This is a genomic window from Pollutimonas harenae (genome assembly GCF_004153685.1).
GTDB lineage: Bacteria > Pseudomonadota > Gammaproteobacteria > Burkholderiales > Burkholderiaceae_B > Pusillimonas_C > Pusillimonas_C harenae.
In genome coordinates this window covers 965,999-979,676 of the sequence record NZ_SDQD01000002.1, presented here as the reverse complement: position 1 = coordinate 979,676, position 13,678 = coordinate 965,999, and the positions used below count along the sequence as shown (strand labels likewise).

The following is a 13,678-nucleotide window of genomic DNA, read 5'->3' as shown; positions in this document are numbered from 1 at the left end:
AAATAGTAAATCGAGCACTCATGAAGCTGTCGTTTCAGAATATAGAAAAGGAATTCTCGGGCCTGCGGGTCATCGAGAATTTCAGCCGCGATATCGAATCGGGCGAGCTGGTGGCTCTGGTCGGGCCTTCGGGTTGCGGCAAATCGACCTTGCTGCACATGGCTGCCGGCCTGGAGACCCCCAGCGCCGGAGCGATGCTGGCCGATGGGGCGAGCATACAGGGACCCCATCCCGAGCGTACGCTGATGTTCCAGGAAAATGCCTTGTATCCGTGGCTGACGCTGGCGCAAAACGTCGCGCTGGCACTGGAATTCCAAAAGATCGACAAACAGCTGGCCTTGAAGCAGGCTGCCGAGTGGCTGTCCAAAGTCAATCTCAAGGGTTTCGAAAATTACTTTCCGCACCAGGTTTCGGGCGGTATGCGCCAACGGGCAGCATTGGCACGTGCGTTTATTTCTCACCCCAAAGCCTTGCTGCTTGATGAGCCTTTTGGCGCCCTGGACGCGCTCACGCGCATGACTTTGCAAGACGCCTTGCGCCAGCTCATACGCGAAGCCGGCCCAACCGTGCTGCTGGTCACCCATGATGTCGATGAGGCCTTGTTCCTGGCTGATCGCATCCTGGTTTTCAGTGCGCGCCCAGCCACCGTGTTGAAAGAGTTCAACCTCACCCAGCACGAAAAAACGCACGACTTGTCCGAGTTTGCCGGCATGCGCCGGGAAATTCTGGGCTTGCTTGGCATACACGCCGAGCACGAAGAATCCACTGCCATCCTAGAGGAAGTTGAAGCATGAAATTGTCACGTCTGTTGTTGCCCGTTCTGGCGGCATTTGCTCTGGCATCGCCCGCACTGGCGGCCGATAAATTCAAGATTGGTTATTTGCGCGTCATGGACGATGCGCAAGCCATTGCTGCCTACGAGGGTGGTTTCTACAAGAAGCACGGCCTGGACGTCGAATTGGTCGAGTTCAAATCGGGTACCGACCTGATCAAAGCCATTGTGGGCGGCCAGCTCGATACCGGCGTACTGGGCTTCACCAATGCCGCTTCATGGTCCTCCAAGGGGGCTGATCTGAAAGTGGTTGGTGGTGCGCAGCATGGCTTCCACGCCATCGTGGTGCGCGATGACTCGGGCATCAAGAATGTAGCCGATCTTAAAGGGCACACCCTGGCTTCGCAAAAAGAAGGCAGCACGGCCGACACCGTATTGAAGGGCGTAGTGCTGAAAGAGGCAGGACTCAAGCCTGAAGACCTGTCGATCATGGGCGTCAGCCCGCAGGTGGCAGTGCAGTCCCTGGTGGGCAAGCGTGTCGACGCAGCCTTTCTGTTCGAGCCGCAGGCACGCATTGCACAACTGGTTGCTCCCGTCACGCAAATATACGAGGTCGGTGAAGTCTGGCCTTTCCCTTGCATGGTGGTAATCGCCTCGGGTGATACGGTCAAGAACCGTAAGGAAGAAGTCTGGAAATCGCTCGATGCGCAGCGCGAAGCGATTGAATTGCTGACCAACAAGCCGGAAGAGGGCGCCAAACTGATCGCCAGCTACTTTATTGCCGAGCCCACGCTCAAGACCCTAAAGCATGGCGATGTGCCTCGCGAAGACATCATTCGCGATGCCATCAAGAGCCAGACTTTCAGCCCCAAGCTGACGGAACAGGAACTGGACCGCATGCAGGAAATCGCCGACATCATGCAGGCACAGGGTTCATTGAAAACGCGTGACGGCAAGCCTTTCGATGTATCGCAGATTATCGATCTGGAATGGCAGGAAGCACGCAAGCTATAACTTCATTTCGTGCCAGGGCGCGGAGCAGCGCTGTGCCGCTGTAAACATCCATCCAATGATGGCCGGTACGAACCGGCCATCATGTATTTTGAGCATACATGAGTACTCAGATTCGACTGACGGGTTACAAAAAAAAATTAGCCATGGTGGTTGCCGTTGCCGCCATCTTGCTGTTCTGGCAAATTGCGGCGTGGTCGCTGCCTGACTTCCTGATGCCAGGGGTGCCTTCGGTCATGGTCCGCTTGTGGGAAGACATACAGTCAGCCGACTTTCGTGCCGCCTTGTCGGGCAGCCTGGTGCGTCTGGGCTTTGGCTACGGCTCCGCGCTGGCATTCGGGGTGGGCTTCGGCCTGATAGGCGGTGTGTTGTTCTTCTTTCGCGAAGTGCTCAAATCGGCCATCATCATCCTGCAATCGATCCCGTCCATCGCCTGGGTACCGCTGTTTTTGATCATGATGGGCTTTGGCAATATGCCCATCATTGTTGTCATTGCCCTGTCGGCATTTTTTCCGGCTGCCTTGTCGGTCATGAATGCCACCGAGAGCGTGCTTAATGTGCACGTATCAGCTGCCCGGGTCATGGGGGCCAGCCGCTGGGACATGCTCAAGCGGGTTTATTTGCCTGCCGTCATGCCCGAGCTGATCACCGGTGCCCAGCTGGCTTTTGGCAATGCCTGGCGCGCACTGATTTCAGCCGAGATGCTGATTGGATTCGGCCAGGGTCTGGGCCGCTCGCTGGCTTATGCCGGAGAAACCGCCGACATGATGGGGGTGATGGCCAATATCCTGACCATCGCCATATTGGCTACCCTGATCGACCAGGTCATCCTTGAAAATCTGAAGCGCCGCGTGCTGCGCTATCAGTATGTCTGAACATGAATATTCTGCCTGCCTGCTGCCGTAAGCTGTTTTCCACCTTTGGTCTGGCCATGGCCACTGCGGCCATCAGCCTGACTGCCATGTCTGGGTATGTTCATGCCGCGACCGAGGTGCCGGGAGCGGGCGGGACAGATGGCGCACTGCAGGTGGGCATGCAATACGTCGTGCCACCTTTTGTGGGAGGGTCCAAGGTTCGCACTCCTGAGGCAATTGATACGGCACTGGCTGAGGCGCTGGCCACCAGGCTGGCGCTGGCCTGGCAGGCAGTGCCCGCCCAGGCGGACAGCAAGCAAGCTTTGATGAAGGCTGACGAGCCCAGGGTAGTACTGGCGCCTGCCTCTACCTCTGTATCGGCCACGGCCGATGCCCGGGTGGCGATTTCCACTGGTTATGCGCTGGCACCCATGGCCATCATGCGCACCGACACCGATATCAAATCGTGGGAACAACTGAAAAACCGTAGCGTCTGCCTGGCCGAGGGCGGGCGTTATGTGGGTTCCATGGCTGCACGCTATGGTGCAAAAGAAATGGTTTATCGCGCGCCGGCTGACGCTTTGCTGGCTTTGCGCATAGGTGAGTGCGATGCCGCGGTACACGATGAAACCATGCTCAAATCTTTGCTCAAGTTGCCCGAATGGAAGAAATTTTCGGCTCAGCTCGTGCAAAAGGACAAAGAACCGCTGGTGTTCCTGGCCGATGCCGGCGACGAGCAAATGGTGAGTGCGCTCAGGCAACTGACCAAAGAATGGAAGTCCAGTCGCCATCTGGCCGCGTTAACCAAGTCGCGGGCCAACGATATTGCCTTCGAGGTTTACCTCGACCAGACGGTTGCAGACTGCCACTGACAGCTATTCGGATTCGGCAGCACCCTCGACAGCCGGGTCGCAGGTGCGGGTATCTTGAAAGCTGGCCTGGGTAACGTGGCTGCCGGCGGGTACATCGTTGATCAGCCAGACGTTGCCGCCTATGGTGCAGCCACGTCCGAGAGTGACCCGACCCAATATGGTGGCACCGGCGTAAATCACCACATCGTCCTCGACGATAGGGTGACGCGGCAGGCCTTTTTCGATTTTGCCGTTGGCGTCAGTGGGGAAGCGTTTGGCGCCCAGCGTGACGGCCTGATAGATACGCACGCCTTTGCCTATGATGGCGGTTTCGCCTATAACGACGCCCGTACCATGGTCAATAAAGAAGCAGGGGCCAATTTGGGCGCCGGGATGAATATCAATACCGGTTGCAGAATGGGCCAGCTCTGATGACATGCGTGCCAGTAAAGGGAGGTCTTGTTTGTAGAACTGATGGGCAATGCGGTGGTGGATCATGGCCAGCACACCCGGATAGCACAACAAGACTTCATCGACGCTGCGTGCGGCCGGATCACCCTGATAGGCGGCCAGGACGTCGGAGTCGAGCAAGCGGCGCATTTCGGGCAGAGACGAAGCAAAGGCCTGTACCAACTCGACGGCGCGGGCTTCGATCACGTCCTGACTGCAATTTTTGTGCCGTACCTGATAGCGTAGTTCCAGCCTGACTTGGCCCAGCAGCGCATGCAGCGCCGAATCGAGTGTATGGCCTATGTAGAAGTCTTCGCTTTCCTGGCGCAAGTCGAGTGGCCCAAGGCGCATGGGAAATAGAACGCCTTTCAGGTCGTCAAGGATACGACTGATCGCCTGGGGGGAGGGGAACTCACGGCCACCGGGCTCGCGCGAGCGATGCTGGGATTGGCGCCAATCTTGTCGGACGGCATTTAATGAAGTGACGATGGGATTGATGTCGAAAACAGCCATAAAACAATTTCTCCGGCCTGGATCGGCGTTTCGGGCCGCGCGCGGGTATGAGCCGTGTACGTAAAACGTTAAGATCGCAGTATGCGTAAGGGGGGCAAACAAATATGATACCAATCTATTCGCCAAAATCAGAGTCCGAGGCCGCAGTCATTGTTTCATTAATGCAGGCCTACGAAATTCCATATCTGATGCAAGGTGGCGCTTTCAGCACCATGTATCCGGGGCCGGTAGCCAACAGCCTGAACGAGCAGATTCTGCTGGTCGATGAGGCACATGCCGAGATGGCCCGGCAATTGTTGCAACCATTCCTGACTGTCTAGGCGCGATAACCGGGTCAGGCCAGCCAGGCTTGCGGATGAGTGTCATCGGTGCTGTCCATTACTGGGTCAGGCAGGCTAAAGACCGAGAAAAATGTTTGGAGCGCCGAGCGCTCGCCAGAATAACGGGCAATGCCCGCCGCCACGGCCGCATCAATATCGGACTTGCCATAGGTCAGACCGAGCATGCCTTGGGGGCTGGTTGATAGAATGGCGGCAGGTTGCGCAGCGTGGCCGCGACTGACGTGCAGCCGGCCATCCTCCACGTTGACGCTGAATATATCTTCCTCGAAGTGCAGTTCGACAGTGAGCTTCACGCCGTTGGCGGCACTGGGGTCGAACATGGCCTTGAACGACAGCACGAGTGCATCGACCCCTAGCGGAGCGCCACGTAAAAATAGCGGAGATTGCACTCCCCAGTACACCAGTTGCAGCATGATGGGTTCCAGCGCCTTGCCCCAGTCGGTCAGTTCGTATACCCAGGCACTGATTGGGGGTGGCAGCTTGCGGCGGCGTAATACTCCGGTTGCCTCCAGATCGTTCAGGCGTTGGGTCAGGACGTTGGGGCTGATCGTGGGCAGGCCACTACGCAAGCCGGTGAACCGTTTGGGGCCCAGCAATAACTCACGCACAATCAGCAAGGCCCAGCGGTCACCCACCAAATCGAGCGCATGCGCGGCAGCGCAGCCATCGTCATAAGTTCTTTTTGTTGTTTGCATTGCTTTCTGCTTTGGGGCTGTCTGCTGTGCAGCCTCTGTTTTTCGTCTTCATGAGCACGAGTTTACACTGTTAATCCTGATTACATTTTATTTAGTTGTTTTTTAGGACTAAATAGTGATAAATTGCCAGTCTCGCCTGTGCAGATGAAACCGTTGTTTCGCAAACCCAGGCATTAAATTATTCGGGAGACCAACTATGGATGCAGCAGGAAGCAATACGGGGCAGGCTGAGGTCAAGGAGGCCATGGCAAGTTGGCTGAAGGCTGTACACATGCGGGACGCCGATGCCATCATCGAGCACTACACGGCCGATGTGGTGGCCTATGACGCTGTGCTACGACTGCAGTTCGAGGGTAAGCAGGCTTATAGGGATCACTGGAAGGCCTGCTTTGACATGTGCGGCGGGCCCATGGTGTTTGAACCAGGAAAAATGGATATGCAGGTTTCCGGTGATCTGGCCAGCGTACATGGCCTGATACGCTGCGGCGGCAGCGATGAAAGCGGCGAAGTCCACTCGTCGTGGATGCGCATGACCAGCAGCTACCGCAAGATAGACGGAAACTGGCTGATTGCCCACGAGCATTTTTCCGCACCCTTCGATATGCTGAGCTGGAAAGCCTTGTTTGACCTGGATCCCGATAATCCGGACAAAATCAAGGCCATTCCTTCAGGCATGAGTTCGATAACCCCGCATCTGGTATGCGCCAACGCGGCCGAGGCCATCGATTTCTATAAGCGCGCCTTCGGCGCCATAGAAATGTCCAGACTGGAAGGCCCTGACGGCAAGATTGCCCACGCCTACTTGCACATAGGCAATTCCGCTATTTTCCTGTTCGATGAAAATCCTCAATGGGGCGCTCAGGGTCCCTTGGCGCTCAAGGGCACGCCCGTCAGTCTGCACCTGTATGTAGAAAATGCCGACGAGGCAGCAAAAAAGGCAGTGGCTGCGGGTGCAAAGCAGATCATGGAAGTCCAGGACATGTTCTGGGGCGATCGCTATGGCCTGCTGGAAGATCCCTATGGCCATCGTTGGTCGGTCGCGACGCATATCCAAGATCTAAGCCCCGAACAGATCAAGAAGGCATCCGAAACCATGTTTGCCCAAGGGGGCTGCGGGAGTGAAGCTCAGCAGGGTGCCTGAACCCCATCGTTCAGCCTACCAATAAGCAAAAAGGCCTGGCGCAATCTCTTGCGCCAGGCCTTTTGATATTTAATGCCGGCTTGGTTCAGAACCCGGCGCCTGCTCTGTCTTGATATTTATTGTGCTGCTTTTACAGAACTCACAGCGGGGCTGGCAAGCCTTTCGTCAGATCCGTCGTCCTTGAAACGCTGATACAGCGTTGCAATGAGCGGACCTGAGATGTTGTGCCACACGCTGAAAATAGCGCTGGGCACGGCAGCCAACGGCGAGAAATGAGCAGAGGCCAGAGCAGCGCCCAAGCCAGAGTTCTGCATGCCGACTTCAATCGAGAGCGACTTGCGTTGGGCCACAGACAGGCCTGTCAGTTTACCCAGCCAGTAGCCCAACAACAGGCCCAGGCTGTTATGCAGAATCACGACGGCGAAGATCACCAGGCCGGTCGTCGCAATTTTTTCCTGGCTGACGGCAACGACGGCGGCAACGATGGCCACAATGGACACCACCGACACCAGGGGCAGCAAGGCAACGCAAGCCTTGACCTTTTCACGCAACAGCGATTGCGCCACGATGCCCAGGATGATGGGCAGGATCACGACCTGCACGATAGACCAGAACATGGCTGCCGCGCTGACTTCCAGCCATTGGCTGGCCAGCAGGTAGATGAGTGCTGGCGTCACCACTGGAGCCAGTAATGTGGTTACCGAGGTGATGGCGACTGAAAGCGCTACATCGCCGCGGGCCAGGAAGGCCATGACGTTGGATGCGGTCCCGCCGGGGCAGCAACCCACCAGTATCACGCCGACTGCGATTTCTGGTGGAAGCTGCAGGGCTGTGCTGAGCACCCAGGCCAGGGCCGGCATGATAATGAACTGGCCTAGTACGCCTATGGCGACGGTGCCTGGGCGCTTGAAGACCTCGGCAAAGTCGTTTTTGGACAAGGTCAGACCCATGCCGAACATAATAATACCCAGCAGCGGGACGATATACCGAGCAATCCAGGTGAATTGCTCGGGGGCAAAGAAGGCGAGTATGGCAAAAAGCAATACCCAGATGGCAAATGTTTTGCCAACAAAAGCGCTCAGGCGGGCGATAGCCTGCATGGTTGGTATCCTTAATGGGTTTAGGCAGCCGTGCTGAATACCCTGCGGCAAGCGCGGGGCATCACAAGCTGAGGCAGCCTGACTGTATGAATGGATGACACCGCTGTCGGGGTTTGCGGGCTGAGCGCGGGGTGGGGCGTGCCGGCAGATGCCGCGCAGATCATGCGCTGGGCAGAAAAAAAGAAGGCCGGCGGGGTGCGCCGGCGTATCGCGGTAAACCCTTATTGTACTCCTCTTTTTATGCTGCTAGCCGAGCATGTTTTTGTTTTTTGCTGCAATGGGATCAATAGGTCTCGTAGGTGATAATACGAGGCTGCTCCTTCTTGGGTTTTCCATGAGTTTTTCCTCGAACCAGCTCAAAGCCTACGGTTGCCTGGCGCTGTCCATGTCGCTGGTGGGTGCGTATGTGGCCTTGACCAAGCCGCTGGCACTGGTGCTGCCCGTCTTTCTGCTGGGCTGGATGCGTTTTGGCATAGGTGCAGTGGCCATGCTGCGCTGGACTCGGAAACCCGCCACAGAACCCGTCCTGTCGGTTCAGACCCGCTGGCTGATTTTTCTTGAGTCTTTTCTGGGTAATTTCTTGTTTACCTTGTGCATGATCGTCGGTGTCAGTATGACCAGTGCGGTATCGGCTGGCGTGATCATGTCATGCATTCCTGCCACGGTAGCGGTATTGAGCCGGGTGTTTCTGAAAGAGGCCATCAGTGTCCGGGTATGGGCGGCCATTGCCTGTGGAGTGTTGGGGATAGGCCTTTTGTCTTTGACGCAGGCGTCAGCTGCCAGCGCCGTGAATATACCGGACGGACAACATGGCAGGCAGTGGCTGGGTAATTTACTGATTTTTGGCGCTGTGCTGTGTGAAGGCTCTTATGCCGTTATTGGCAAGAAACTGACGGCCGTGCTCAGCCCCAAGCGCATCAGTGCAGTCATCAATTTATGGGGTTTTGTGCTGATGACGCCTATGGGGCTATATACAGCGCTGCAATTCGACTTCACAAGCGTCGAACTGAATATGTGGGTGCTTTTGTTGTTTTATGGGCTTGCCGCCAGTGTATGGACGGTCTGGCTATGGATGGTAGGGCTGAAGTCGGTGCCTGCTTCGCAGGCGGGTGTCTTTACCGTGATGCTTCCGATCAGTGCGGCGTTGGTGGGCGTGATGGTCTTGGGTGAGCACCTGGGTGGGGTGCAGTTGCTGGCGTTTGCTATAGCGCTGGCGGGGTTGTTGTTGGCTACTTTGCCGTCTCGTAGCTGATGTGCAGGACTTCCTGCGGCTGACGCGCAAGAAATTTTAGTCTTGCGGCGCGCAGGCGTATTCCACGATCAGCTGGGCAGAGGTTATGCCGTTCCATACATTCAGGTCCAGCCTGTAGGCAATGTCGGCATGTTCGGGCAGCATGTCGGCATGGTTGAACCAGATGGCGTCAAAGCGCTGGTGGCCGCGCTCCAGGCTCAGTTTCAGGTGTTTTTCCTTGAGCAGCCGTTGTTGACGCACGTGAAAGATGTCACGAAAGATGGGTGCTGGGAAGCCAGCGCCCCAGACTTGCTGCTGCAGCAAGCTGGCAACTTCGGCATTGGCGTAGCCTGTTTCCAGTGAGCCGTCGGTTTCTATGACGGGGTCGAAGCTGGCCTTGCCGCTCATTTCCCTTACTGCATCATCGAATGCCTTGATGAACATTTCATACGCGTCTTCGCGTAGCGTGAGGCCGGCAGCCATGGCATGGCCGCCAAATTTGAGGATGACGCCGGGGTGGCGTTTTGACACCAGATCGAGTACGTCGCGCAGGTGGACATCGGGAATGGATCGGCCCGAGCCGCGCAGTTCGCCGTCATCAGAGCGCGCAAAAGCCAGGGTGGGGCGCCAATAGGTTTCTTTCAATCGTGATGCCACAAGGCCGACCACGCCCTGATGCCACTCCGGGTGATACACGCAAACGCTTGCGGCGATCGATGGCTGGGACGTCTGGATGGCGGCCAGCGCCTCTTCGCGCATGGTCGCCTCAATACCGCGCCTTTCCTGATTCATGGTTTCGAGCTGGCGGGCCAAATCGAGTGCTATTCCTTCATCGTCGGTAGTCAGGCAATTGATGCCCAGGCTCATGTCGGCCAGGCGTCCGGCGGCGTTGATGCGCGGACCCAGGGCAAAACCCAGGTCGAAGCAGCTGGCTTGGCGCGGCTCGCGTCCAGCCACTGCAAAGAGGGCGCGTACGCCAGCCTGCATGCGGCCAGTGCGCATTTTTTGCAGGCCCTGGGTCACCAGCAGCCGGTTGTTGGCATCCAGCTTGACCACGTCGGCGACTGTGCCCAAGGCCACCAGATCGGCCAGGTTGTCGAGGCGCGGTCCGCCGTCGGCCGCGTACACGCCGCGCTGCCTGAGTTCGGCGCGCAAGGCCAGCATGAGATAGAAAATCACGCCCACACCCGCCAGATTTTTGGAAGGGAAGCCACAGCCTGGCTGGTTGGGGTTCACGATGGCCAGTGCCCGCGGCAAGGTATCGCCGGGCAGGTGGTGATCAGTAATGACGACGTCCATGCCAGCCTGTAAGGCCGCTTCCACGCCGTCCACGCTGGCAATGCCGTTGTCGACGGTGATCAGCATGTCGGGTTTGCCTGTGGTGTGCTGTACGGCCAGCTCCACCACAGCTGGCGAGAGTCCGTAGCCGGTTTCGAAGCGGTTGGGCACCAGGAAGTCCACAATGGCACCCATGCTGCGCAAGGCGCGCAGTCCCACGGCGCAGGCGGTTGCGCCGTCGCAGTCGTAGTCGGCCACGATCAAGAGTTTCTTGCGTGCCTGTATGGCGTCGGCCAGTACCTGGGCGGCGTGCTGCACATGGGTCAATTGCCCCGGAGGAATCAGCGCACCCCAGGCCAGGCGGGTTTCGTTGGGATCCGATACGCCGCGTGCCGCCCATAGCCGCGAAAGCAAGGGGTGTATGCCAGCGTCTTGCAAGACTTGGCTGGCCTCAAAGTTATTGGGACGCGTGCTTAGTTTTGGGGTGACCACCAGTGGCTCCATGTGTTGCGGCTGCCAGGCAGCCATTGGGCCCATCGGCCCAGTGTTGTTGCGGGTGTCAGTTCGACGACGCGATCGGCGCCGGTCAGGATCAGTTCGGGCATTTTGCCGCCCGCCAGGGGGGCGAATACACGCGCCTCCAGTTGGGCCAGCGCCGCCAGCCAGCCACCCCAGTCATGTTTGATGCTGTATTCCTGCAGATCCTGGTACACCTGGGTGCCTTGCCCTGCGGGAGTATGGACAAGCTGGTTGGCGCGCGCACCCCCGAACAGCCAAAGACTATTGATGGGGACCAGGCCTTGCCGGTAGCGCGCCTGGTTTACCGGGTGCTCATACCACAGCATTTGCACCTCGTTGACCAAGCGGCGCCAGGGGCGGGATGCCATGTCTTGCGGCCACCAATCATTGACCGAGGTAATGCTGACCAGCGCGGGGCTGGCGCAAACTGGCGCGTAGTCGGCAGGCGGCCTGATCCGCCAATGCTGAGTATTTGATGGGCTCAAGTGAAAGCCGACTTCGGCAAACAGTTCTTGTACGGAATTGAACAAGGCTACACTGTCTTCTGCCGAGATAGCCAGCTCGGCGGCGGGCAGCAATGCTGCGCCGTCGCGCGATGGTGATACATGGACCAGTTCAACCAGCCAGACGGGCTGGTCTTGTTCTGCAACATCTTGAGCCCATAAGGGCCCCAGGCCTGTGGCAAAATTCTGTTCGTCTTCGGCCTGAAAGCCGCGGGCCAGCAATTGCCACAGTTCGTAGGGCGTGCAGCCACTGTGGGCCGGGTCGGCGGGAATCAGCCGCGCGCGGGCCTGTCGCAGCCAGCCCAGCAATGTGGGGGCGCTGGCTTGCAGGTGTTCGGTGAGTTCGCGCGCTTCACGAGGATCGGGCAGCGCGCCAGGTAGTACGATACGCATTCCTGAATTGTAGTGTTTATGGGAAACGGTGGCTTTAACGATGTCTTATGAATTATGGATAGGGGCCCGTTACGCAGGCTTGGTGCGAGCCAGGCGTCGTGGCGGACGTGGCGACCGCTTTGTGTCGTTCATTGCCGCAAGCTCAATGGCCGGCATTGCATTGGGGGTGGCGGCGCTGATCGTGGTCCTGTCCGTCATGAATGGCTTTCAGACTCAGGTCAGGGATCGCATGCTGTCTGTGTTGCCTCATATCGAGCTTTATGTGCCGCGCATGGCGCCTGAACAGGTGTTGTCCCAATGGCGCACGATTGCCGATAACGCAAGACAAAATCCCGAAGTTCAGGGCACGGCGCCTTTTGTGGCGGCCCAGGGCATGATTGTCCGGGGCGAAGCGCTGAGCGGCGTCCAGATACGCGGTATTTCCCCCGATCTTGAAAGCGGCGTGTCCGACCTGGCCGGGCAAATGATTTCCGGCAAGCTCGATACGCTGACGGCCGGCAGCTATTCCGTTGTGCTGGGCAACCAGTTGGCCAATAGCCTTGGGGTAGGCGTGGGTGATACGGTGCTGGTGCTGGCGCCGCAGGGGTCGATTTCCCCGGCGGGCTTCACGCCTCGCATGCGTCAATTCACGGTCAGCGGGCTGTTCTCTTCTGGTTATTACGAATACGACGCTTCGCTCGCCTTCATCAATTACGAGGACGCCGCCAAGGTATTTCGTGATAGCGGTGCCAGTGGCGTGCGCTTGCGTATCGCCGACATGCAGCAGGCTCCGCAGGTGGCGCAAGCTCTGCGTGATGTGTTGCCCTCGTATGTGCATGCGCAAGACTGGACCCAGAACAACCGCACCTGGTTTGCCGCAGTCCAGACCGAAAAACGCATGATGTTCCTGATATTGGCCCTGATTGTGGCAGTGGCCGCGTTCAACTTGCTGTCTTCATTGGTGATGGCGGTAAAAGACAAGCGTTCCGATATTGCGATATTGCGCACGCTGGGGGCAGGTCCCGGTGAAATCGCACGAATTTTTTTGGTGCAAGGCTCGCTGATAGGCATAGTCGGCACTCTACTGGGCGTAGGCTTTGGCACCTTGCTTGCCTACAATATCGACGTCATTGTTCCCTTTATCGAACGCTTGCTGGGTGTCCAGTTTTTGCCGCAGCAAATTTATTTCATCAGCGAACTGCCGTCCAATCCGCAAATGAACGACATCGTCGTCGTGGCCATCACCTCATTGGTGCTGTCTTTGCTGGCCACTCTTTATCCCAGCTGGCGTGCGTCCAGCCTGCAACCAGCACAGGTGTTGCGTCATGACTGATACGGCTTTGTCTCATGCGCTCAGCGCCCGAAATCTGGTGAAAACCTACCAGGAGGGCGGACGGGAAGTGCAGGTGTTGCGCGACGTCAGCCTTCATGTCGATGCGGGTGAAATGGTAGCCATTGTCGGGGCATCGGGTTCCGGTAAAAGCACTTTGCTGCACACGCTGGGCCTGCTCGATGAAGCCACTTCGGGAACGGTTTACATCAATGGCGAATCCTCGGCAGGCTTGAGCGAGGCGCAGCGCAGCAAGTTGCGCAATCGCAGCCTGGGTTTTGTTTATCAGTTCCATCACTTGCTGCCTGAGTTTTCTGCACTTGATAATGTGGCCATGCCATTGATCGTACGTCGTGAAAAACGTGCGGCGGCGCGCGAGCAGGCACAGGTCGTACTGGAGCAGGTAGGCCTGGCAGAGCGTGTCGACCATTACCCAGGACAGCTGTCCGGCGGTGAGCGTCAGCGGGTCGCGCTGGCGCGCGCGCTGGTGACGCGGCCAACTTGTGTACTAGCCGACGAACCCACCGGCAATCTGGATCGCTATACGGCCGAAAGCATGTTCGAGCTGCTGGTTCAGGTCAACCGTGAATTCGGCACTGCCTTTGTCATCGTGACCCACGATCCGGCGTTGGCAGCGCTGGCGCATCGACAGCTGTCCATGGATAAAGGCCGTTTGGTCGATACCGAGACGCCACCCATCACCACGGCTTGATTCCA

The 13,678-nt window shown here is 57.8% G+C and carries 14 protein-coding genes; 9 read left to right on the top strand and 5 right to left on the bottom strand.

Annotation, left to right across the window (positions count from 1 at the left end; all coding sequences use genetic code 11):
- The first annotated feature begins 20 nt into the window (after nucleotides 1-20).
- From ERD84_RS11440 to ERD84_RS11425, 4 genes are all read left to right on the top strand, one after another.
- Entirely contained in the window at nucleotides 21-794 is a 774-nt protein-coding gene (locus ERD84_RS11440; RefSeq protein WP_130039732.1) for an ABC transporter ATP-binding protein, read from the top strand.
- Entirely contained in the window at nucleotides 791-1,786 is a 996-nt protein-coding gene (locus tag ERD84_RS11435; RefSeq protein WP_130039731.1) for an ABC transporter substrate-binding protein, read from the top strand. Before ERD84_RS11440 ends, ERD84_RS11435 begins: the two co-directional genes overlap by 4 nt.
- 98 nt (nucleotides 1,787-1,884) lie before the next feature.
- The gene (locus ERD84_RS11430) at nucleotides 1,885-2,658 is read left to right on the top strand and encodes an ABC transporter permease (RefSeq protein ID WP_130039730.1); all 774 of its coding nucleotides are present in this window, start codon (nucleotides 1,885-1,887) and stop codon (nucleotides 2,656-2,658) included.
- Nucleotides 2,659-2,660: 2 nt separating this feature from the next.
- Entirely contained in the window at nucleotides 2,661-3,509 is an 849-nt protein-coding gene (locus ERD84_RS11425; protein ID WP_130039729.1) for a type 2 periplasmic-binding domain-containing protein, read from the top strand.
- Between the two features lie 3 nt (nucleotides 3,510-3,512).
- Here ERD84_RS11425 and epsC read toward each other — a convergent pair whose 3' ends face one another.
- Nucleotides 3,513-4,451, bottom strand: coding sequence for a serine O-acetyltransferase EpsC (gene epsC / locus ERD84_RS11420; protein ID WP_130039728.1), 939 nt, complete (start codon nucleotides 4,449-4,451; stop codon nucleotides 3,513-3,515).
- Between the two features lie 104 nt (nucleotides 4,452-4,555).
- Between epsC and ERD84_RS11415 the strand changes: the two genes are divergently transcribed.
- Nucleotides 4,556-4,771 (top strand): hypothetical protein, encoded by a 216-nt coding sequence (locus ERD84_RS11415; RefSeq protein WP_130039727.1) that lies wholly within the window; start codon nucleotides 4,556-4,558, stop codon nucleotides 4,769-4,771.
- Nucleotides 4,772-4,785: 14 nt separating this feature from the next.
- Here ERD84_RS11415 and ERD84_RS11410 read toward each other — a convergent pair whose 3' ends face one another.
- On the bottom strand, nucleotides 4,786-5,487 hold the full coding sequence (locus tag ERD84_RS11410; protein ID WP_130039726.1) for a winged helix-turn-helix transcriptional regulator: 702 nt from the start codon (nucleotides 5,485-5,487) through the stop codon (nucleotides 4,786-4,788).
- Nucleotides 5,488-5,683: 196 nt separating this feature from the next.
- On the opposite strand from ERD84_RS11410, the gene ERD84_RS16145 reads away from it, so the two are divergent.
- Nucleotides 5,684-6,628: a VOC family protein gene (locus ERD84_RS16145; protein WP_130039725.1), complete on the top strand. Its 945-nt coding sequence runs from the start codon at nucleotides 5,684-5,686 to the stop codon at nucleotides 6,626-6,628.
- Nucleotides 6,629-6,744: 116 nt separating this feature from the next.
- Here ERD84_RS16145 and ERD84_RS11400 read toward each other — a convergent pair whose 3' ends face one another.
- On the bottom strand, nucleotides 6,745-7,728 hold the full coding sequence (locus ERD84_RS11400) for a bile acid:sodium symporter family protein (RefSeq protein ID WP_130039724.1): 984 nt from the start codon (nucleotides 7,726-7,728) through the stop codon (nucleotides 6,745-6,747).
- Nucleotides 7,729-8,062: 334 nt separating this feature from the next.
- Between ERD84_RS11400 and ERD84_RS11395 the strand changes: the two genes are divergently transcribed.
- Nucleotides 8,063-8,980: a DMT family transporter gene (locus ERD84_RS11395; protein WP_130039723.1), complete on the top strand. Its 918-nt coding sequence runs from the start codon at nucleotides 8,063-8,065 to the stop codon at nucleotides 8,978-8,980.
- Nucleotides 8,981-9,016: 36 nt separating this feature from the next.
- Here the strand turns inward: ERD84_RS11395 and recJ are convergent, their stop codons facing one another.
- Together recJ and ERD84_RS11385 are read right to left on the bottom strand one after the other, a co-directional pair.
- Nucleotides 9,017-10,729 carry a single-stranded-DNA-specific exonuclease RecJ gene (gene recJ / locus ERD84_RS11390; RefSeq protein WP_130040044.1) on the bottom strand — a complete coding sequence of 571 codons (1,713 nt, stop codon included), beginning with the start codon at nucleotides 10,727-10,729 and terminating at the stop codon, nucleotides 9,017-9,019.
- Nucleotides 10,711-11,652, bottom strand: coding sequence for a hypothetical protein (locus ERD84_RS11385; RefSeq protein WP_130039722.1), 942 nt, complete (start codon nucleotides 11,650-11,652; stop codon nucleotides 10,711-10,713). The genes recJ and ERD84_RS11385 overlap by 19 nt, the downstream gene beginning before the upstream one ends.
- Nucleotides 11,653-11,692: 40 nt before the next feature.
- On the opposite strand from ERD84_RS11385, the gene ERD84_RS11380 reads away from it, so the two are divergent.
- Both ERD84_RS11380 and lolD read left to right on the top strand, forming a co-directional pair.
- Nucleotides 11,693-12,964: a lipoprotein-releasing ABC transporter permease subunit gene (locus ERD84_RS11380; protein ID WP_130039721.1), complete on the top strand. Its 1,272-nt coding sequence runs from the start codon at nucleotides 11,693-11,695 to the stop codon at nucleotides 12,962-12,964.
- Nucleotides 12,957-13,673, top strand: a complete 717-nt coding sequence (lolD, locus tag ERD84_RS11375; protein ID WP_130039720.1) for a lipoprotein-releasing ABC transporter ATP-binding protein LolD — start codon at nucleotides 12,957-12,959, stop codon at nucleotides 13,671-13,673. Before ERD84_RS11380 ends, lolD begins: the two co-directional genes overlap by 8 nt.
- The last annotated feature ends 5 nt before the right edge of the window (nucleotides 13,674-13,678 follow it).